This window comes from Enterobacter sp. CPE_E863 (assembly GCF_046521465.1).
Lineage (GTDB): Bacteria > Pseudomonadota > Gammaproteobacteria > Enterobacterales > Enterobacteriaceae > Enterobacter > Enterobacter adelaidei.
In genome coordinates this window covers 3983166-4004103 of sequence record NZ_JBKFZX010000001.1, presented here as the reverse complement: position 1 = coordinate 4004103, position 20938 = coordinate 3983166, and the positions used below count along the sequence as shown (strand labels likewise).

Below are 20938 nucleotides of genomic sequence, written 5' to 3'. Positions count from 1 at the left end.
GTCTGGATTGAGGTGAAAAGCCCGCGATGAACAAAGAAATTTTGGCTGTTGTTGAAGCCGTCTCCAATGAGAAATCACTGCCGCGTGAGAAGATTTTCGAAGCGCTGGAAAGTGCACTGGCTACAGCAACCAAGAAAAAATACGAGCAAGAGATCGATGTTCGCGTAGAAATCGATCGTAAAAGCGGTGACTTCGATACATTCCGTCGTTGGGTAATCGTTGAAGAAGTGACCCAGCCGACCAAAGAGATCACCCTGGAAGCGGCACGTTTTGAAGACGAAAGTCTGAACGTGGGTGAATACGTTGAAGATCAGATTGAATCTGTGACTTTCGACCGTATCACGACCCAAACCGCGAAACAGGTTATCGTGCAGAAAGTGCGTGAAGCCGAGCGCGCGCTGGTTGTTGACCAGTTCCGCGATCAGGAAGGCGAAATCATTACTGGCGTGGTGAAGAAAGTGAACCGCGACAACATCTCTCTGGAAATCAAATCCGAAGGGATGCCGGGTAACGCTGAAGCGGTAATTCTGCGTGAAGATATGCTGCCGCGTGAAAACTTCCGTCCAGGTGACCGTATTCGCGGTGTTCTGTATGCCGTGCGTCCTGAAGCGCGTGGTGCACAGCTGTTCGTGACCCGTTCTAAACCAGAAATGCTGGTTGAACTGTTCCGTATCGAAGTACCGGAAATCGGCGAAGAAGTTATCGAGATTAAAGCAGCGGCTCGCGATCCGGGCTCTCGTGCGAAAATTGCGGTGAAAACCAACGACAAGCGTATCGACCCAGTCGGTGCTTGCGTCGGTATGCGTGGTGCGCGTGTTCAGGCTGTCTCTACTGAGCTTGGCGGCGAGCGTATTGATATCGTTCTGTGGGACGATAACCCGGCGCAGTTCGTGATCAACGCAATGGCTCCAGCTGATGTGGCGTCTATCGTTGTTGACGAAGATAAACACACCATGGATATCGCTGTTGAAGCGGGCAACCTGGCTCAGGCAATCGGCCGTAATGGTCAGAACGTTCGCCTGGCGTCACAGCTGAGCGGCTGGGAACTCAACGTCATGACCGTTGATGACCTGCAGGCTAAGCATCAGGCTGAAGCCCACGCGGCGATCGATACCTTCACGAAGTACCTGGATATTGACGAAGATTTCGCCACTGTTCTGGTTGAAGAAGGTTTCTCTACGCTGGAAGAACTGGCCTATGTGCCAATGAAAGAGCTGCTGGAAATTGACGGTCTGGATGAGCCAACCGTTGAAGCCCTGCGTGAACGCGCTAAAAACGCACTGACCACCCTGGCACTGGCTCAGGAAGAAAGCCTTGGCGATAAGAAGCCGGCTGATGACCTGCTGAATCTGGAAGGTCTTGATCGTGCGATTGCGTTCAAGCTGGCTGCCCGTGGTGTTTGTACGCTGGAAGATCTCGCTGAGCAAGGCGTTGATGACCTGGCTGATATCGAAGGTTTAACCGACGAGAAAGCCGGCGAGCTCATCATGGCCGCACGTAATATTTGCTGGTTCGGCGACGAAGCGTAATAAACTGTAGCAGGAAGGAACAGCATGACTGATGTAACTGTAAAATCGCTGGCTGCTGAGATTCAGACCTCCGTGGACCGCCTGGTACAGCAATTTGCTGATGCAGGGATCCCGAAGTCCGCTGATGACTCGGTGACCGCGCAAGAAAAACAAACCTTGTTAACGCATCTGAACCGTGAACACGGTTCGACGCCTGACAAGTTAACGCTGCAACGCAAAACGCGTAGCACGTTAAACATCCCAGGTACCGGCGGCAAAAGCAAATCGGTACAAATTGAAGTCCGCAAGACGCGCACCTTTGTAAAACGTGATCCGCAAGAGGCAGAACGCCTTGCCGCGGAAGAGCAGGCACAGCGTGAAGCGGAAGAACAAGCTCAGCGTGAGGCGGAAGCAACCGCTAAACGTGAAGCAGAATTAAAAGCTGAACGTGAGGCCGCAGAAAAAGCGAAACGCGACGCAAGTGATAAAGTGAAGCGTGACGCTGCGGAAAAAGACAAAGTGAGCAATCAACAGACAGACGAAATGACCAAAACCGCCCAGGCTGAAAAAGCCCGCCGTGAAAATGAAGCTGCCGAGCTGAAGCGTAAAGCGGAAGAAGAAGCCCGTCGTAAGCTGGAAGAAGAAGCACGTCGTGTGGCTGAAGAAGCACGTCGTATGGCAGAAGAAAACGAGAAGAACGGTGTTGATACCGCTGAGCAGTCTGAAGATACCAGCGACTATCACGTGACCACTTCTCAGCACGCACGTCAGGCTGAAGATGATAACGACCGTGAAGTTGAAGGCGGTCGTGGTCGTGGTCGCAATGCGAAAGCAGCGCGTCCGGCGAAAAAAGGCAATAAACACGCCGAGTCTAAAGCTGACCGTGAAGAAGCGCGTGCAGCGGTACGTGGTGGTAAAGGTGGCAAACAGCGTAAAGGTTCTTCTCTGCAGCAGGGCTTCCAGAAGCCAGCTCAGGCCGTTAACCGTGACGTTGTGATTGGCGAAACCATCACCGTTGGCGATCTGGCGAACAAGATGGCAGTTAAAGGCTCTCAGGTCATCAAAGCGATGATGAAGCTGGGCGCAATGGCGACCATCAACCAGGTTATCGACCAGGAAACCGCACAGCTGGTTGCCGAAGAGATGGGCCACAAAGTTATCCTGCGTCGTGAAAACGAGCTGGAAGAAGCGGTAATGAGCGACCGTGACACCGGTGCAGCGGCTGAACCGCGTGCGCCAGTGGTGACCATCATGGGTCACGTTGACCACGGTAAAACCTCTCTGCTCGACTACATTCGTTCTACGAAAGTGGCCTCCGGTGAAGCGGGTGGTATTACCCAGCACATCGGTGCTTACCACGTAGAAACTGACAACGGTATGATCACCTTCCTGGATACCCCAGGCCACGCCGCGTTTACCTCAATGCGTGCTCGTGGTGCTCAGGCGACAGATATCGTTGTTCTGGTTGTTGCTGCTGACGATGGCGTTATGCCACAGACTATCGAAGCTATCCAGCACGCGAAAGCGGCGGGTGTGCCGGTCGTGGTTGCAGTGAACAAGATCGATAAGCCAGAAGCGGATCCGGATCGTGTTAAAAACGAACTGTCCCAGTACGGCATCATGCCAGAAGAGTGGGGCGGTGAAAGCCAGTTCGTACACGTGTCTGCGAAAGCAGGTACTGGTATCGACGAGCTGCTGGACGCGATCCTGCTGCAGGCTGAAGTTCTGGAACTGAAAGCGATCCGTAACGGTATGGCGAGCGGCGCTGTTATCGAATCCTTCCTGGATAAAGGCCGTGGCCCTGTAGCTACCGTTCTGGTTCGCGAAGGTACGCTGCATAAAGGCGATATCGTCCTGTGTGGTTTCGAATACGGTCGTGTTCGTGCGATGCGTAACGAACTGGGTCAGGAGGTCCTGGAAGCAGGTCCGTCCATTCCAGTGGAAATCCTGGGTCTGTCCGGTGTTCCGGCTGCCGGTGATGAAGTGACCGTTGTGCGTGACGAGAAGAAAGCGCGTGAAGTTGCACTGTATCGTCAGGGCAAATTCCGTGAAGTTAAACTGGCTCGTCAGCAGAAATCTAAACTCGAGAACATGTTTGCCAACATGACCGAGGGCGAAGTTCACGAAGTGAACGTTGTTCTGAAAGCCGACGTTCAGGGTTCTGTGGAAGCGATCTCCGACTCCTTGCTGAAACTGTCCACCGACGAAGTTAAAGTGAAGATCATCGGTTCTGGTGTAGGTGGTATCACCGAAACTGACGCAACCCTGGCTGCAGCGTCCAACGCCATCCTGGTTGGCTTCAACGTGCGTGCTGATGCTTCTGCTCGCCGCGTGATCGAAGCGGAAAGCCTGGATCTGCGTTACTACTCCGTCATCTATAACCTGATCGACGAAGTGAAAGCTGCGATGAGCGGTATGCTGTCTCCTGAGCTGAAACAGCAGATCATCGGTCTGGCTGAAGTACGTGACGTGTTCAAATCACCGAAATTCGGTGCGATCGCGGGCTGTATGGTTACCGAAGGTATCATCAAGCGTCACAACCCAATCCGTGTCCTGCGCGACAACGTGGTTATCTATGAAGGCGAGCTGGAATCTCTGCGCCGCTTCAAAGATGACGTGAACGAAGTCCGTAACGGTATGGAATGTGGTATCGGCGTGAAGAACTACAACGACGTTCGCGTTGGCGATATGATCGAAGTGTTCGAGATCATCGAAATTCAGCGTACCATCGCTTAATGACCGATTGTAGGCCGGGATCGCCTCGCGCCACCCGGCAATAATTTAAAAAAGGGGCTTTAGCCCCTTTTTTGTCTGGAGAATTTATTATGGCGAAAGAATTTGGTCGCCCTCAGCGCGTAGCGCAGGAAATGCAGAAAGAGATCGCCCTCATTCTGCAACGTGAAATTAAAGACCCTCGCGTGGGTATGATGACCACCGTGTCTGGCGTAGAAATGTCCCGTGACCTGGCGTATGCCAAAGTGTTCGTGACTTTCCTGAACGATCAGGATGAAGCCGCAGTTAAAAACGGTATCAAAGCCCTTCAGGAAGCCTCTGGTTTCATCCGCTCTCTGCTTGGTAAAGCGATGCGTCTGCGTATCGTGCCTGAGCTGACCTTCTTCTACGACAACTCGCTGGTCGAAGGTATGCGTATGTCTAACCTGGTAACCAGCGTGGTGAAACATGACGACGAACGTCGTGTTAACCCAGCGGACGACAGCAAGGAGGACTAATGAGTCGTCCTCGTCGTCGTGGTCGCGACGTGCATGGTGTGCTGCTGCTGGATAAACCCCAGGGCGCTTCCAGCAACGACGTGCTGCAAAAAGTTAAGCGTATTTTTAACGCCAACCGTGCGGGCCACACGGGTGCGCTGGACCCTCTGGCAACCGGTATGCTGCCGGTTTGCCTGGGGGAGGCGACAAAGTTTTCCCAGTACCTGCTCGACTCCGATAAGCGTTACCGCGTTATCGCCAGACTAGGACAGCGTACGGATACTTCCGACGCGGATGGTCAGGTGGTAGAAGAGCGTCCGGTGACATTCAGCGCGGAACAGCTTGATGCTGCGCTGGAGAGCTTCCGTGGGGACACGATGCAGGTGCCGTCGATGTATTCGGCGCTGAAATATCAGGGAAAAAAACTCTACGAATATGCGCGCCAGGGCATTGAAGTCCCGCGTGAAGCCCGTCCCATAACTGTGTATGAACTGCTGTTTATTCGCCACGAAGGGGATGAGCTGGAGCTGGAAGTACACTGTTCGAAAGGCACCTATATTCGTACCATCATCGACGATCTCGGTGAAAAACTGGGCTGTGGCGCGCATGTTATCTACCTGCGCCGCCTTGCGGTGAGTAAGTATCCAGTAGAGCGGATGGTGACCCTTGAACATCTTCGCGCGTTGGTTGAACAGGCTGAAGCCCAGGGGATTGCTCCGGCAGATTTACTGGATCCATTGCTGATGCCAATGGACAGTCCGGCAGCGGACTTCCCTGTTGTTAATCTTCCTTTAACATCGTCCGTTTACTTTAAGAACGGAAACCCCGTTCGTACGGCTGATGCGCCGCTGGAAGGTCTGGTACGCGTGACTGAAGGTGATGAAGGCAAGTTTATTGGGATGGGCGAAATGGATGGTGAAGGGCGCGTTGCGCCGCGCCGTCTGGTCGTCGAATACCCGGTAGAAGCGTGACGGCGATAACGGCTCACCTTGCGATAAGCTGGGGAGGCGAGTAGAATATTGCCGCTTAACGTCTGGTAAATTGTTTAACAATTTGCGGGGCGTACATTGGATTGCTGAATTAGAGATCGGCATCCTTACATTCTTTATACTTTGGAGTTTTAAAATGTCTCTAAGCGTTGAAGCTAAAGCTAAAATCGTTTCTGAGTTTGGTCGTGGTACTAACGACAGCGGTTCTACCGAAGTTCAGGTTGCACTGCTGACTGCACAGATTAACCACCTGCAGGGTCACTTTGCAGAGCACAAAAAAGATCACCACAGCCGTCGTGGTCTGCTGCGCATGGTTTCTCAGCGTCGTAAACTGCTCGACTACCTGAAACGTAAAGATGTTGCACGCTACACCGCGCTGATCGAGCGTCTGGGTCTGCGTCGCTAAGTCTTGCGAGTTTCAGAAAAGGGGGCCTGATGGCCCCTTTTTTCAACCAGACGGCAGCAATTCACTGGAAACTATTGTATTGTTGCTATAAATGATCTTCATTGCAGAGGTTCGCGCGGCTAATGAGAGGCTTCACCCATGAGGGTGTCGGTTGTCATTAGTCGCGAGGATGCGAAGAAGGTCGGGTTAAATCGACAGCACGCCGTGGGTGTGCTGTCAAACATTTAAGAAAGGACAGAACTTTGCTGAATCCGATCGTTCGTAAATTCCAGTATGGTCAACATACCGTCACGCTGGAAACCGGCATGATGGCACGTCAGGCTACTGCTGCCGTTATGGTAAGCATGGATGACACCGCGGTATTCGTGACCGTAGTGGGCCAGAAAAAAGCAAAACCAGGTCAGGACTTCTTCCCGCTGACCGTTAACTACCAGGAGCGTACTTACGCTGCCGGTAAAATCCCAGGTGGTTTCTTCCGTCGTGAAGGCCGTCCAAGCGAAGGCGAAACCCTGATCGCGCGTCTGATTGACCGTCCAGTTCGCCCGCTGTTCCCGGAAGGTTTCGTGAACGAAGTTCAGGTTATCGCGACCGTTGTTTCCGTTAACCCACAGGTTAACCCGGACATCGTAGCGATGATCGGTGCATCTGCTGCCCTGTCACTGTCTGGTATTCCATTCAATGGCCCAATCGGTGCCGCGCGCGTAGGTTACATCAACGACCAGTACGTACTGAACCCAACTCAGGAAGAGCTGAAAGAAAGTAAGCTGGACCTGGTGGTTGCAGGTACTGAAGCGGCTGTCCTGATGGTTGAATCCGAAGCTGAACTGCTGAGCGAAGACCAGATGCTGGGCGCCGTGGTCTTCGGTCACGATCAGCAGCAGGTTGTTATCCAGAACATCAACGACCTGGTGAAAGAAGCGGGTAAACCACGTTGGGACTGGCAGCCAGAAGCGGCAAACGACGCACTGAATGCACGCGTTGCTGCACTGGCAGAATCTCGTCTGAGCGATGCGTACCGTATCACTGACAAACAGGAGCGTTACGCTCAGGTTGACGTGATCAAATCTGACGTTACCGCTGCCCTGGTTGCTGAAGACGAAACGCTGGACGCTAACGAAATTGGCGAAATCCTGCACGCAATCGAGAAAAACGTTGTTCGTGGCCGCGTTCTGGCTGGTGAGCCGCGTATCGATGGCCGCGAAAAAGACATGATCCGTGGTCTGGACGTTCGTACTGGCGTACTGCCACGTACTCACGGTTCTGCATTGTTCACCCGTGGTGAAACTCAGGCGCTGGTGACGGCAACTCTGGGTACTGCCCGTGATGCACAGATCATCGACGAACTGATGGGCGAGCGTACTGACAGCTTCCTGTTCCACTATAACTTCCCTCCGTACTCCGTAGGTGAAACCGGTATGGTGGGTTCGCCGAAGCGTCGTGAAATTGGTCACGGTCGTCTGGCGAAGCGCGGCGTGCTGGCAGTGATGCCAGACGCAGACAAATTCCCGTACACCGTTCGTGTGGTTTCTGAAATCACCGAATCTAACGGTTCTTCTTCTATGGCTTCCGTGTGTGGTGCCTCTCTGGCGCTGATGGATGCAGGCGTGCCAATCAAAGCCGCTGTTGCGGGTATCGCAATGGGTCTGGTGAAAGAAGGCGACAACTTTGTTGTTCTGTCTGACATTCTGGGCGACGAAGATCACCTGGGCGATATGGACTTCAAAGTAGCGGGTTCCCGCGACGGTATCTCTGCACTGCAGATGGATATCAAAATTGAAGGTATCACCAAAGAGATCATGCAGGTTGCTCTGAACCAGGCTAAAGGTGCGCGTCTGCACATCCTGGGCGTGATGGAACAGGCGATTAACGCACCGCGTGGCGATATTTCTCAGTTCGCTCCGCGTATTCACACCATCAAGATCAATCCAGACAAGATCAAAGATGTTATCGGTAAGGGCGGTTCTGTTATCCGTGCTCTGACCGAAGAAACTGGCACCACCATCGAAATCGAAGATGACGGTACAGTGAAGATTGCTGCAACCGATGGCGAGAAAGCGAAATTCGCTATCCGTCGTATCGAAGAAATCACCGCAGAAATCGAAGTGGGCCGTATCTACGCTGGTAAAGTGACCCGTATCGTTGACTTTGGCGCGTTCGTTGCCATCGGTGGCGGTAAAGAAGGTCTGGTTCACATCTCTCAGATCGCTGACAAGCGCGTTGAGAAAGTGACCGATTACCTGCAGATGGGCCAGGAAGTACCGGTTAAAGTTCTGGAAGTTGACCGCCAGGGCCGTATCCGTCTGAGCATTAAAGAAGCAACCGAGCAGTCTCAGCCAGCTGCTGCGCCAGAAGCACAGGCAGCAGAACAGCAAGGCGAGTAAGTTGCCATTTGCCCTCCGCTTTGCGGAGGGCCTATTATCAGGCAGGACGCCTTGTTAAGCCGCCGGGGGACAGGACGTTCATCCAATAGTTGTCTTCGGGAGTGGGAAATGAAGCCTTTTTTGCGCTGGTGTTTCGTTGCGACAGCTCTAACGCTGGCAGGATGCAGCAACTCTGCCTGGCGTAAGAGCGAAGTCCTCGCAGTGCCATTGCAACCGACTTTGCAGCAGGAAGTGATTCTGGCACGCATGGAACAAATTCTTGCCAGTCGGGCTTTAACCGATGACGAACGCGCACAGCTTTTATATGAGCGCGGAGTGTTGTATGATAGTCTCGGTCTGAGGGCATTGGCGCGAAATGATTTTTCACAAGCGCTGGCAATCCGACCTGATATGCCTGAAGTATTCAATTACTTAGGCATTTATTTAACGCAGGCAGGCAATTTTGATGCTGCCTATGAAGCGTTTGATTCTGTACTTGAGCTTGATCCAACTTACAACTACGCGCACTTGAATCGCGGTATCGCATTATATTACGGCGGTCGTGACAAGTTAGCGCAAGATGATCTGCTGGCGTTTTATCAAGACGATCCTAATGATCCTTTCCGTAGCCTGTGGCTTTACATCGTTGAGCGGAAGCTCGATGAGAAGCAGGCAAAAGAGGCACTGAAACAGCGCTTCGATAAATCGGACAAGGAACAGTGGGGATGGAACATTGTCGAGTTCTACCTGGGCAACATTAGCGAAGCAACGCTGATGGAACGCCTCAAGGCGGACGCAACGGATAACACCTCGCTCGCTGAGCATCTCAGTGAAACCAACTTCTATTTAGGTAAGTACTACCTAAGTCTGGGGGATAAGGACAGCGCTACGGCACTGTTCAAATTAGCGGTTGCTAACAACGTACACAACTTCGTTGAGCACCGTTATGCATTGTTGGAATTATCGCTCTTGGGCCAGGAGCAAGACGACCTGGCAGAATCGGACCAGCAATAGCTGACGACATAAACATCAGCCCGTAATCTTTTGATTGCCATCACCTTAACTGGTGAGGGCGTTGTTGTTCGTCAATACATCTAATTTGAGCCGGTTCACACTTTTCAATGAAAATTGCAGATCATTTTCACGATGAGCTAAGTAGACTGGCCGCCATTGACATTGAGGCACTCGTACTACATGGCTGAATTCGAAACCACTTTTGCAGATCTGGGCCTGAAGGCTCCTATCCTTGAAGCCCTTAACGATCTGGGTTACGAAAAACCATCTCCGATCCAGGCAGAATGTATCCCACATCTGCTCTCTGGTCGTGACGTGCTGGGCATGGCCCAGACTGGTAGCGGTAAAACTGCGGCGTTCTCGCTGCCGCTGCTGAACAACATTGATCCGGACCTGCGTGCACCGCAGATCCTCGTCCTGGCTCCAACCCGTGAACTGGCTGTTCAGGTTGCTGAAGCAATGACGGAATTCTCTAAACATATGCGCGGCGTAAACGTGGTTGCCCTGTACGGTGGCCAGCGTTATGACGTGCAGTTACGCGCCCTGCGCCAGGGCCCACAGATTGTTGTCGGTACGCCGGGCCGTCTGCTGGATCACCTGAAGCGCGGTACTCTGGACCTCTCTAAACTGAGCGGCCTGGTACTGGATGAAGCAGATGAAATGCTGCGTATGGGCTTCATCGAAGACGTAGAAACTATCATGGCGCAGATCCCGGACGGTCATCAGACCGCGCTGTTCTCTGCAACCATGCCAGAAGCGATTCGTCGCATTACCCGCCGCTTCATGAAAGAGCCGCAGGAAGTGCGTATTCAGTCCAGCGTCACCACTCGCCCGGACATCAGCCAGAGCTACTGGTCTGTATACGGCATGCGCAAAAACGAAGCGCTGGTACGTTTCCTCGAAGCGGAAGATTTTGATGCGGCGATTATCTTCGTTCGTACCAAAAACGCGACCCTGGAAGTGGCTGAAGCGCTTGAGCGTAGCGGCTACAACAGCGCAGCGCTGAACGGCGACATGAATCAGGCTCTGCGTGAGCAGACTCTGGAGCGTCTGAAAGACGGTCGTCTGGATATCCTGATTGCAACCGACGTGGCAGCACGTGGTCTGGACGTTGAACGTATCAGCCTGGTTGTTAACTACGACATCCCGATGGACTCCGAGTCTTACGTTCACCGTATCGGCCGTACCGGTCGTGCGGGTCGTGCGGGTCGTGCTCTGCTGTTCGTTGAGAACCGTGAGCGTCGTCTGCTGCGTAACATCGAACGCACCATGAAGCTGACCATTCCAGAAGCTGACCTGCCAAACGCAGAACTGCTGGGCAAACGCCGTCTGGAGAAATTCGCCGCGAAAGTTCAGCAGCAGCTGGAAAGCAGCGATCTGGATCAGTACCGTGCACTGCTGTCGCAGATTCAGCCAACCGCTGAAGGCGAAGAGCTGGATATGGAAACCCTGGCTGCAGCACTGCTGAAAATGGCGCAAGGCGAACGTAGCCTGATCGTGCCACCAGATGCACCAATGCGTCCTAAGCGTGAATTCCGTGACCGTGACGATCGCTTCGAACGTCGTGGCGACCGTAACGATCGTGGCCCACGTGGTGACCGTCCAGAGCGCGGTGGTGAAGACCGTCCACGTCGTGAGCGTCGTGACGCGGGCGACATGGAGCTGTACCGCATTGAAGTGGGCCGTGATGATGGTGTTGAAGTTCGTCACATCGTTGGCGCGATCGCTAACGAAGGCGACATCAGCAGCCGTTACATTGGTAACATCAAGCTGTTCGCATCCCACTCTACCATTGAGCTGCCAAAAGGCATGCCGGGCGAAGTACTGCAGCACTTTACTCGCACCCGCATCCTGAACAAGCCGATGAACATGCAGTTGCTGGGCGATGCACAGCCACGTCCTGACCGTGGCGGCGAACGTCGTGGCGGTGGTCGCGGTTTCGGTGGTGAGCGTCGTGAAGGCGGTCGCAGCGAAGGTCGTGGCGGTGAAGGTCGTCGTTTCTCCGGCGAGCGCCGTGAAAACCGTGGCCCACGTCGTGACGAAGGTTCAAGCCGTCGTCGTGACGCGTAAGCCTTACGCCACTGACGTAAAGTAAAATATACAGCCCCGATAAACGCTATCGGGGCTTTTTTTATTTCTTTTGTACTCCTGTACTGGTACAGTGCTGCACATTAAAATGCATCACCGCATTATTGACTGGAGAAATGGCTGTATGGCGACACTAACCACCACCCAAACGTCACCTTCGCTGCTTGGCGGCGTGGTGATCATCGGCGGAACCATTATTGGGGCCGGGATGTTCTCCCTGCCCGTGGTCATGTCCGGTGCGTGGTTCTTCTGGTCGCTGGCGGCGCTGGTCTTTACCTGGTTCTGTATGCTCCATTCCGGGCTGATGATCCTCGAAGCGAACCTGAACTACCGTATTGGTTCGAGCTTCGACACCATTACCAAAGATCTTTTAGGTAAAGGCTGGAACCTGGTGAACGGCCTCTCCATCGCGTTTGTGCTTTACATCCTGACCTACGCCTATATTTCAGCAAGCGGCTCGATTCTGCATCACACCTTTTCGGAGATGTCGCTGAACGTTCCGGCGCGTCTGGCGGGGCTGTGTTTTGCCCTTGGCGTGGCGTTTATCGTCTGGATGAGTACCAAAGCGGTGAGCCGCATGACGGCGATTGTGCTGGGCGCGAAGGTCATCACCTTCTTCCTGACCTTCGGCAGCCTGCTGGGGCACGTCACTCCCGCTACACTGTTTAACGTTGCCGAAGTGAATACCTCCTATACGCCGTACCTGCTGATGACGCTACCGTTCTGTCTGGCGTCGTTCGGCTACCACGGCAATGTGCCGAGCCTGATGAAGTACTACGGCAAAGATCCGCGTACGATTGTGAAATGCCTGGTCTACGGCACGCTGCTGGCGTTGGGTCTGTATGTGATTTGGCTGCTGGGGACGATGGGTAACATCCCGCGTCCGGAATTTATCGGCATTGCGCAGAAGGGCGGTAACATCGATGTGCTGGTGCAGGCGCTGAGTGGTGTGCTGAACAGCCGTAGTCTGGATCTCTTGCTAGTGGTGTTCTCCAACTTTGCCGTGGCGAGCTCTTTCCTCGGCGTAACGCTGGGCCTGTTTGACTACCTGGCAGATCTGTTTGGCTTTGATGATTCTGCTATGGGGCGCTTCAAAACCGCGCTGCTGACCTTCCTGCCACCGATTGTGGGTGGCCTGCTGTGGCCGAACGGCTTCCTGTACGCCATCGGCTATGCCGGACTGGCGGCAACCATCTGGGCGGCAATTGTGCCGGCGCTGCTGGCGCGAAAATCACGTAAACGCTTCGGTAGCCCTAAATTCCGCGTCTGGGGCGGCAAGCCGATGATTGTGCTGATTCTGGTGTTTGGTGTTGGTAACGCGCTGGTGCACGTGCTGTCGAGCTTTAACCTGTTGCCTGTATATCAGTAAACGCCTCTTTTCACCCTCTCCCACCGGGAGAGGGCCGGAGTAACAAAACACACTTCCCTACATTTCTTCTTTCACCTGCATCGCCAGCTCAAACGAATGCAAACGCGCCTGGTGATCGAAAATCTGGCCGTTAACCATAATCTCATCTGCCTGCGTTTCACGCAGCACCGCTTCAAGCCCGTGCCGCACTTTCGCCTTATCGCCCACCAGAGACATGCTCAGCGCCTGCTGCACGCCATACTGCTCGGAAGCGGACCACAGCTGATGCATATTCTCCACCGGCGGCGGGAGTTGACCCGTCTCGCCGCGGCGCAGCTTCACAAACGCCTGCTGCATGGAGGTGAACAGGAATTCCGCGTCGCGATTGCTGTCGGCGGCAATGATGTTGATACACACCATCGCGTACGGTTTTTCCAGACGTTCAGATGGTTTGAAGTTCGTGCGGTAGAGATGCAGCGCCTGATGCAGCATATCCGGCGCGAAGTGTGAGGCAAACGCAAATGGCAGCCCCAGCTGTGCGGCAAGCTGTGCGCTGTAGAGGCTTGAGCCCAGCAACCACACCGGGATCTTCTCGCCGTAGCCCGGAACCGGGCGCACGTGTGGGTTCGGGTCCCGCGCATCGAACCAGTCCACCAGTTCCGCCACATCGCGTGGGAAGTTGTCGATATCCCCACTCATATGGCGACGTAGCGCGCGCATGGTCGGTTGATCGCTGCCCGGCGCACGGCCAAGCCCTAAATCAATGCGCCCTGGATAGAGGGTATTGAGCGTACCAAACTGCTCGGCAATCACCAGGGGCGCATGGTTCGGCAGCATGACTCCACCGGATCCGAGATGCAGCGTGGTGGTGTTCGCCGCCAGATAGCCAATCAGTACTGATGTCGCGGCACTGGCGATACCCACCATATTGTGGTGTTCCGCCAGCCAGTAGCGGTGATAGCCACGTTTTTCGGCAAGAAGAGCAAGATCCAGAGAGTGGGAAAAGGCCTCGCCCGCTGAGGAGCCTTGTGGTATCGGCGCCAGATCCAGCACCGAAAACGGAATGGTTTTATCAGTCATAACAGCTCACTTTGTCGACGGTGAATCTTTTAATAGTGCATTAAAAATTAATAACCGTTGTTAACAAAGTGAGCCTTTACACTTTATCGCTATGCCTGCAGTTCCAGCCCGGCGAGGCGCTTCCAGTAACCGTTGCAGTCGCTGTTAGCGGTCAGCGGCAGCGGAGATGTCCCGTTTTCATTGGCGCGGAAGGCGTCCAGCATTGCGAACACGCTGGTATCCAGTGGCGACAGTCGCACCATGTCTACCAGCCCGTTCATCGATGCCAGCTCATTGCCCAGGTTATAGACATAACCGCTCATGGTCTGAATACCGTTCAGAACAAATACCTGCTGATTCTCCTGAGACAGCATGCTGCGCCCGTTCGGGTACTTGATGCAGCAGGTTTCGCACTCGTCTTTCGGGCGATCTTCCGAGCGCGCGGTAAAGCAACGGGCAGAGTAGGCCAGCGGCAGGTGGCCGTAACTGAGCACTTCCACTTCAAACTGATTGCGAATGCCTAACTCTTCGCACTGAGTCAGCAGGTTTACCAGCCAGTCGCGGGAGAGTTCTACCGGCATGCACCAGCGCGTCATCCCCTGTTTGAGCAGCAGACGCAGGGTGACGGCGTTATAGCAGTTCAGCGCATGACCCGCGACAAACGGCAACTTGCGTTCAGCGCACATGTTCACCACGCCCAGATCGCTCGCTTCCAGCAGGAACTCGCCGTTCTCAACATAACGCTTCAGTTCTCCCAGTTCGGAAGAGGCTTGTACCAGTGCGAGCGTTGAAAGCACCACCTGTTTGCCGCTTCCGGCCAGGTTTTTTGCCATATCCAGCCAGTCGCCGACCTTAGTGGCGCGGCGTTTGCTGCACACGGCTTCACCGAGATAAATCACATCGGCACTGCTGGTGGCGGCCTGTTGGTAAAAATCTTCCAGCGTTTCTTTTGACCAGTAGTAGAGCACCGGCCCTAATGAATATTTCATGGTTATCTCACTGCCATTTACGGTGATACGCGCCAAGCGTGGTTTGCGTGCCTTCGGACATCGAGCCGAGCGTCTCCATCCAGGCCGGTTGTGGGGCGTAGTTCTGCGGATCGGCCATGCAGCGGTCGATGGCCTGACGCCAGACTTTCGCCACCTGGCTCACGTACGCCGGGCTGCGCTGGCGACCTTCGATTTTTACCGAGGCAATATTGGCCGCCAGCAGTTCCGGCAGCAGTTCCAGCGTGTTGAGGCTGGTGGGTTCTTCCAGCGCGTGGTAACGCTCGCCATCGACCAGATAGCGACCTTTACACAGCGTCGGATAGCCAGCGTTTTCACCATCCTGATAGCGGTCGATCAATACTTCATTCAGACGAGACTCCAGCCCCTGCGGCGTTTGCTGCCAGCGAACAAATCGGGCAGGGGAGCAGGCCCCGACGGTATTCGGCGATTCACCGGTTAAATAAGAGGAAAGATAGCAACGGCCTTCAGCCATGATGCACAGGCTACCAAAAGCAAAAACTTCCAGCGGCACTGGCGTGACGCGCGCGAGTTGCTTAACCTGATGAATAGAGAGCACGCGCGGCAACACCACGCGGGCCACGTCAAAGTGTTGATGGTAAAAACGTACGGCCTCTTCGTTAGTGGCAGATGCCTGAACAGAGACGTGGCGCTCAATATGGGGATAGCGTTCTGCCGCATACTCAAGCATAGCGAGGTCGGCCAGGATTAGCGCATCCGCACCCAGTTGTGCCGCCATATCCACCGCACGCTGCCAGCGGGCATAGCCATCAGGATGGGCAAAAGTATTGATGGCGATATGCAGTTTGCGGCGGTGCTGGTGAACGAAGTTAACGGCTTCCTGAAGCTTTTTCTCCGTAAAGTTGAGGCCAGCAAAATGGCGGGCGTTGGTGTCATCTTTAAGCCCGATGTAGACCGCATCGGCCCCATTTTCGATGGCCGCCTTAAGCGCCGGCAGGTTTCCGGCTGGGCAGAGCAGCTCCATAATTTATCCTGATGTAGTCGATCGCAAAATTGTTAACGAGCTGGGATTTTAATTAACCCATACGCGACAATTTTTGATTTAAGGCAGCTAATGGCGTATTGATGGCACCAATAATGAGGTACGGCGGACGACGGTTTGTTGATTTACGCCGCTATGTTGCGCTTCGGATATGGCAAAATAGCAGGACTATAGATATGAGGGAGTAAAGCTCGTGCTGGATAAACTGCGTTCACGTCTCGTACAATTTGGTCCATCAATGCTGAGCGTGCCGGTCAAGCTGGCACCGTTCGCGCTTAAACGCCAGGTGCTGGAGCAGGTCCTGAGCTGGCAGTTCCGCCAGGCGCTGCAGGACGGCGAGCTGGAGTTCCTGGAAGGCCGCTGGCTAAGCATTGAAGTGCGTGACATCGGGCTACGCTGGTTTACCTCCGTTGAGAATGACCAGCTGATCGTACGTGAATCCGCTGACGCGGATGTGAGCTTTAGCGCCAACGCCAGCGATCTGCTGATGATTGCCGCGCGTAAGCAAGATCCGGATACGCTCTTCTTCCAGCGTCGTCTGGTCATTGAAGGCGATACGGAGCTGGGCCTGTACGTTAAGAATTTAATGGATGCCATTGAGCTGGAGCAGATGCCAAAAGCGCTGCGTGTCATGTTGATGCAAATGGCAGATTTCGTTGAGGCTGGGCTGAAGAGCCCGCCGGAAAGCAAACACACTTCAGTAGGTGAGCCATGCTGATTCGAGTTGAAATTGGGATTGATGCGCCGGGGATCGATGCGTTGTTACGCCGTTCTTTTGAGAGCGATGCCGAGGCCCAACTGGTCCACGATCTCCGTGAAGACGGCCTGATTACGCTGGGGCTGGTTGCTACCGATGACGAAGGTCAGGTGGTCGGCTATGTGGCCTTCAGTCCGGTCATCGTTCAGGGCGAAGATCTTCAGTGGGTGGGAATGGCACCGCTGGCGGTAGATGAAAACTATCGCGGGCAAGGGCTGGCACGTCAGCTGGTCTATGAAGGGCTGGATTCGCTCAATGAGTTCGGTTATGCAGCCGTTGTCACGCTGGGCGATCCGGCGTTCTATGGACGATTGGGCTTTGAGCAGGCCGCGCATTACGATCTGCGCTGCCGCTGGCCGGGTACGGAATCTGCTTTCCAGGTCCATCGTCTGGCGGACGACGCGCTCAACGGGGTCAATGGCCTGGTCGAGTACCACGACCATTTCAATCGCTTTTAATCAGGTGCTCGCGTAGCGCCTCAAACGAGCCGTCTCCGCTCACGAGGCGCTCTTTCTGGCGCTTCGTCAATTGCTTAATACGGTATTCCAGTCTTAGCGCCAGCGATCTGTCACCAACAGGTGCTGAAAAGGCGAGTTGTAGTTCTCCTTTCCCCCGCAGTGCTTTTGCCCCTTTTCCCGTTTGATGTTGTAAAAAACGCCGCGCCACATCGGTAGTGATCCCGGTGTAGAGTGCGTTATCAGCGGTTCGGACAAGATAGAGAAACCAGCACACGGTAAACAGATTCAGTATGTTAAGGTGAACGCACCATAGCATGAGAGAGAATGAAAATGGAAACACTGGCCACCATTAACCGCTGGCTGGCGAAACAGCATGTCGTCACCTGGTGCGTGTACAGCGAGGGTGAGATGTGGTGCGCAAACGCGTTTTACTACTACGATCCGGAGCGTGTGGCCTTTTATATCATGAGTGAAGATAAGACACGTCATGCGCAGATGACTGGCCAGCAGGCGGAGGTCGCGGGCACGGTGAATGGCCAGCCTAAAACGGTCGCATTGATCCGTGGGGTGCAGTTTAAAGGGGAAATCCGTCGTCTGGACGGAGAAGAGAGCGACGCGCGTCGTAAGCTTTACACGCGCCGCTTTCCGGTTGCCGCTGCGCTAAAAGCCCCGGTATGGGAAATCCGCCTTGATGAGCTGAAATTTACCGACAACACGCTGGGCTTTGGCAAGAAGCTGCACTGGCTACGCGCCGAGCAGGCGTAGCGCTTCGCGGTTAAATGCCGGAAGATCGTCCGGGGTTCGGCTGGTGATCAGCTGGTCTTTGTCGTTGACCACTTCCTGATCGTAAAACTCGGCTCCCGCATTTTTCAGATCGATAACGATCGGTTTCACAGCCGTGAGCTTACGTCCGCGTACAACCTCAGCGCTGATGAGCAGTTGCGGGCCGTGGCAGATGGCAAAGACCGGTTTGCCGGTAGAGACAAAGTCCCGTGTAAAGGTCACGAAGCGTTCGTCGCCGCGCAGGGAATCCGGTGAATGGCCGCCGGGTAACAGCAAGGCGTCAAAATCTGACGGGCTAACGTTATCGATAGTCTCGTCGATGGTCACGCTGGCCTCACCCTTATGGCCTTTCACCGTTTTGCCCGCTTCTTTCTCAATGGTGATGACCTCATGTCCCGCCTTGCGGAACGCCTCGGCTGGAGAGGTGAATTCTGAATCTTCAAACTCGTCGGTAATCAAGACTGCGATTTTTTTGCCCATGCTTCCTCCGTTGTTTTGGCTTCAGACTGATTTTTCTCCGCTTGTGGTAAATACTTACCTGTAACAGACTTCTAAGTGTGGTCGACGACGCTGAGTTCGCAAACGGACAATTCTGTAAAGGGGATACGATGAGTCAGGTATTGATTACCGGGTCTACCGGGCTAGTGGGCGATCATCTGCTGCGGCTGCTGATTCAGGATCGCCGCGTGAACTACATCGCCGCTCCGACGCGTCGACCGCTGGCGGACATCTCCGGCGTCTTTAATCCGCATGATCCTCAGCTGACGGATGCGCTGGCGCAGGTGCACGACCCGATTGATATCGCGTTTTGCTGTCTGGGCACCACGCTGCGGGAAGCGGGGAGCAAAGAGGCATTTATCCACGCCGACTATACGCTGGTGGTGGACACCGCGCTTACGGCGAAAAAGCTGGGGGCCAGACATTTTCTGGTGGTCAGCGCGCTGGGCGCCAGTGCCGGATCGCCTTTTTTCTACAACAACGTGAAGGGCAAAATGGAGGACGCGCTGATTGCGCAGAGATGGGATTACCTGACGATTGTTCGCCCCTCCATGTTGCTGGGACACCGCGACGAACGGCGTTTTAATGAGTCTATTTTCGCACCGCTATTTCGCATTCTTCCGGGGAACTGGAAATCCATTGAGGCGCAGGATGTCGCGCGTGCGATGCTGAAAGAGGCACTTTCGCCTTCGAAGGAAGGGGTGAACATTATCCCTTCGGCAAAACTGCGTGAAATCGCGCAGGGCGAGGCGTAAACTCCCCCGGCTAATTACCTACTACTCTCCGGGGAATGCTATGACTGGTCAGTCTTCATCTCAGGCGGCAACACCTGTTCAATGGTGGAAGCCCGCGCTCTTCTTTCTTGTGGTCATTATCGGCCTCTGGTATGTGAAATGGCAGCCCTACTACGGCAAAGCCTTCACCGCCGCCGAAACGCACAGTATCGGTAAATCTATTCTCGCTCAGGCTGATGCCAGCCCGCTGCAGGCGGCGTGGGATTACGCCATGGTCTACTTCCTTGCCGTCTGGAAAGCCGCCGTTTTAGGCGTCATTCTGGGGTCACTGATTCAGGTACTTATTCCGCGGAACTGGCTGGTGAAAACCCTTGGGCAGTCGCGTTTTCAGGGCACGCTGCTGGGGACTATTTTCTCTCTGCCGGGCATGATGTGCTCCTGCTGTGCGGCTCCTGTTACCGCGGGGATGCGTCGCCAGCGTGTCTCGATGGGCGGCGCGCTGGCTTTCTGGATGGGTAACCCGCTGTTAAACCCAGCGACGCTGGTGTTTATGGGTTTTGTTCTGGGATGGTATTTTGCGTTCATCCGTCTGGTGGCTGGATTGCTGACGGTGCTGGTGGTCGCGACGCTGGTACAAAAATGGGTGAAAGATAATGCCGTTGAACCGGCGTCAGTTGAGCTGAACGTCAGCGAGCCTCAGGGGAGTTTCTTCATGCGCTGGGGTCAGGCGTTATGGCAGCTTTTCTGGAGCACCATCCCGGTCTATATCCTTGCGGTACTGGTTCTGGGGGCTGCGCGCGTCTGGCTTTTCCCACATGCGGATGGCGCTATCGACAACACGCTGATGTGGGTCATTGCGATGGCCGTTGCAGGCTGCCTGTTTGTGATCCCAACGGCGGCTGAGATCCCGATTGTGCAGACCATGATGCTGGCTGGCATGGGTACTGCACCGGCGCTGGCGCTGCTCATCACACTGCCTGCGATTAGCCTGCCGTCGCTTATCATGCTGCGTAAATCATTCCCGGCCAAAGCGCTGTGGCTGACTGCGGGGCTGGTGGCGTTGAGTGGGGTGGTAGTGGGGTGTTTTGCGTTGGTTTAAGGCAAAAAAATACCCGGCATTGCCGGGTATTGTTTGTTACTTGATATAAGTAAATGCGGTGGTGACGTGTTTCACGCCGCTCACCCGGCTGGCGATATCAGCCGCGGCTTTTCCTTCACGGTCGGTTACCAGACCCAGCAGGAACACTTCACCGTTTTCCGTCGTCACTTTCACGTTGGAAGATTTCACCTGGTCAGAACCCAGCAGTTGGGAACGCACTTTGGTGGTGATCCAGGTGTCAGACGATGCGGTGCCCAGGCTGACAGGCTGTCCCTGGCGCACTTCGTTGAAGACTTCTGTCGTACCTTCTACACCCATCGCAATCTGTTTGGCGCGGGAGGCGAGTTCCATGTTAGGGGCCTGGCCTGCAAGCAGCACTTTGCCCTGATAAGCCGTCACATTGATGCGCGCTTCTTTCTTAATCTGTTCGTCTTTCGACAGCGCACTGTTGACGCGCAGCTCAAGCGTACCGTCATCCACCTGCGTCCCGACAGAACGCGGATCGGTTGCCGCTTTGGTGCCTACAGCAGCAGTACCCACGACAGCCGCAGCGATACATCCCTGAAGCAGTAATGCAGACATAAGGACTGCGAGGGTCGATAAAGCCTTCATAAGAAC

The 20938-nt window shown here is 54.5% G+C and carries 21 protein-coding genes; 15 read left to right on the top strand and 6 right to left on the bottom strand.

Annotated features, from left to right (window positions below):
• The first annotated feature begins 26 nt into the window (after window positions 1-26).
• The 10 genes from nusA (at window position 27) to mtr (ending at window position 12943) form a co-directional block, all read left to right on the top strand.
• Window positions 27-1529 (top strand): transcription termination factor NusA, encoded by a 1503-nt coding sequence (gene nusA, locus ACLHV8_RS19675; RefSeq protein ID WP_028017046.1) that lies wholly within the window; start codon window positions 27-29, stop codon window positions 1527-1529.
• A 24-nt stretch (window positions 1530-1553) separates the two neighbouring features.
• Window positions 1554-4244 carry a translation initiation factor IF-2 gene (infB, locus tag ACLHV8_RS19670; protein WP_028017047.1) on the top strand — a complete coding sequence of 897 codons (2691 nt, stop codon included), beginning with the start codon at window positions 1554-1556 and terminating at the stop codon, window positions 4242-4244.
• 89 nt (window positions 4245-4333) lie between these two features.
• Complete coding sequence (gene rbfA / locus ACLHV8_RS19665; RefSeq protein WP_003024988.1) at window positions 4334-4738, top strand: 30S ribosome-binding factor RbfA; 405 nt, start codon at window positions 4334-4336, stop codon at window positions 4736-4738.
• Window positions 4738-5688 (top strand): tRNA pseudouridine(55) synthase TruB, encoded by a 951-nt coding sequence (gene truB / locus ACLHV8_RS19660; RefSeq protein ID WP_208594178.1) that lies wholly within the window; start codon window positions 4738-4740, stop codon window positions 5686-5688. Before rbfA ends, truB begins: the two co-directional genes overlap by 1 nt.
• Before the next feature lie 154 nt (window positions 5689-5842).
• The gene (gene rpsO, locus ACLHV8_RS19655; protein WP_003861789.1) at window positions 5843-6112 is read left to right on the top strand and encodes a 30S ribosomal protein S15; all 270 of its coding nucleotides are present in this window, start codon (window positions 5843-5845) and stop codon (window positions 6110-6112) included.
• 242 nt (window positions 6113-6354) lie between these two features.
• Window positions 6355-8493 (top strand): polyribonucleotide nucleotidyltransferase, encoded by a 2139-nt coding sequence (gene pnp / locus ACLHV8_RS19650; protein WP_208594177.1) that lies wholly within the window; start codon window positions 6355-6357, stop codon window positions 8491-8493.
• Between the two features lie 108 nt (window positions 8494-8601).
• Complete coding sequence (nlpI, locus tag ACLHV8_RS19645) at window positions 8602-9486, top strand: lipoprotein NlpI (RefSeq protein ID WP_008501476.1); 885 nt, start codon at window positions 8602-8604, stop codon at window positions 9484-9486.
• 107 nt (window positions 9487-9593) lie between these two features.
• Window positions 9594-9674, top strand: a complete 81-nt coding sequence (yrbN, locus tag ACLHV8_RS19640; protein ID WP_097533792.1) for a protein YrbN — start codon at window positions 9594-9596, stop codon at window positions 9672-9674.
• Complete coding sequence (locus tag ACLHV8_RS19635) at window positions 9667-11556, top strand: DEAD/DEAH family ATP-dependent RNA helicase (protein WP_028017050.1); 1890 nt, start codon at window positions 9667-9669, stop codon at window positions 11554-11556. Before yrbN ends, ACLHV8_RS19635 begins: the two co-directional genes overlap by 8 nt.
• Before the next feature lie 142 nt (window positions 11557-11698).
• On the top strand, window positions 11699-12943 hold the full coding sequence (mtr, locus tag ACLHV8_RS19630; RefSeq protein ID WP_108091080.1) for a tryptophan permease: 1245 nt from the start codon (window positions 11699-11701) through the stop codon (window positions 12941-12943).
• Window positions 12944-13000: 57 nt separating this feature from the next.
• On the opposite strand, the gene ACLHV8_RS19625 is transcribed toward mtr, so the two are convergent.
• The 3 genes from ACLHV8_RS19625 to ACLHV8_RS19615 form a co-directional block, all read right to left on the bottom strand.
• The gene (locus tag ACLHV8_RS19625; protein ID WP_108091079.1) at window positions 13001-14002 is read right to left on the bottom strand and encodes a luciferase-like monooxygenase; all 1002 of its coding nucleotides are present in this window, start codon (window positions 14000-14002) and stop codon (window positions 13001-13003) included.
• An 89-nt stretch (window positions 14003-14091) separates the two neighbouring features.
• Complete coding sequence (locus ACLHV8_RS19620) at window positions 14092-14970, bottom strand: U32 family peptidase (protein WP_108091078.1); 879 nt, start codon at window positions 14968-14970, stop codon at window positions 14092-14094.
• Window positions 14971-14977: 7 nt separating this feature from the next.
• Window positions 14978-15973, bottom strand: a complete 996-nt coding sequence (locus ACLHV8_RS19615; protein ID WP_028017054.1) for a peptidase U32 family protein — start codon at window positions 15971-15973, stop codon at window positions 14978-14980.
• A gap of 211 nt (window positions 15974-16184) precedes the next feature.
• On the opposite strand from ACLHV8_RS19615, the gene ACLHV8_RS19610 reads away from it, so the two are divergent.
• Window positions 16185-16709 carry an SCP2 domain-containing protein gene (locus tag ACLHV8_RS19610; RefSeq protein ID WP_028017055.1) on the top strand — a complete coding sequence of 175 codons (525 nt, stop codon included), beginning with the start codon at window positions 16185-16187 and terminating at the stop codon, window positions 16707-16709.
• Window positions 16703-17206 carry a GNAT family N-acetyltransferase gene (locus ACLHV8_RS19605; RefSeq protein WP_028017056.1) on the top strand — a complete coding sequence of 168 codons (504 nt, stop codon included), beginning with the start codon at window positions 16703-16705 and terminating at the stop codon, window positions 17204-17206. The genes ACLHV8_RS19610 and ACLHV8_RS19605 overlap by 7 nt, the downstream gene beginning before the upstream one ends.
• Here ACLHV8_RS19605 and ACLHV8_RS19600 read toward each other — a convergent pair.
• Entirely contained in the window at window positions 17193-17522 is a 330-nt protein-coding gene (locus ACLHV8_RS19600) for a GIY-YIG nuclease family protein (protein WP_108091077.1), read from the bottom strand. The two genes, ACLHV8_RS19605 and ACLHV8_RS19600, sit on opposite strands and share 14 nt — an antisense overlap.
• Window positions 17523-17536: 14 nt before the next feature.
• On the opposite strand from ACLHV8_RS19600, the gene ACLHV8_RS19595 reads away from it, so the two are divergent.
• Window positions 17537-17971, top strand: a complete 435-nt coding sequence (locus ACLHV8_RS19595) for a YhbP family protein (protein ID WP_028017058.1) — start codon at window positions 17537-17539, stop codon at window positions 17969-17971.
• On the opposite strand, the gene ACLHV8_RS19590 is transcribed toward ACLHV8_RS19595, so the two are convergent.
• Window positions 17951-18469: a type 1 glutamine amidotransferase domain-containing protein gene (locus tag ACLHV8_RS19590; RefSeq protein WP_008501486.1), complete on the bottom strand. Its 519-nt coding sequence runs from the start codon at window positions 18467-18469 to the stop codon at window positions 17951-17953. The two genes, ACLHV8_RS19595 and ACLHV8_RS19590, sit on opposite strands and share 21 nt — an antisense overlap.
• A gap of 128 nt (window positions 18470-18597) precedes the next feature.
• Between ACLHV8_RS19590 and ACLHV8_RS19585 the strand changes: the two genes are divergently transcribed.
• The gene (locus ACLHV8_RS19585) at window positions 18598-19242 is read left to right on the top strand and encodes an NAD(P)H-binding protein (protein WP_208594176.1); all 645 of its coding nucleotides are present in this window, start codon (window positions 18598-18600) and stop codon (window positions 19240-19242) included.
• A gap of 40 nt (window positions 19243-19282) precedes the next feature.
• A complete protein-coding gene (locus ACLHV8_RS19580; protein WP_049007615.1) occupies window positions 19283-20320 on the top strand; it encodes a permease in 1038 nt (345 codons plus the stop codon).
• A gap of 36 nt (window positions 20321-20356) precedes the next feature.
• On the opposite strand, the gene dolP is transcribed toward ACLHV8_RS19580, so the two are convergent.
• Window positions 20357-20932: a division/outer membrane stress-associated lipid-binding lipoprotein gene (gene dolP, locus ACLHV8_RS19575; protein ID WP_028017061.1), complete on the bottom strand. Its 576-nt coding sequence runs from the start codon at window positions 20930-20932 to the stop codon at window positions 20357-20359.
• Window positions 20933-20938: the final 6 nt, after the last annotated feature.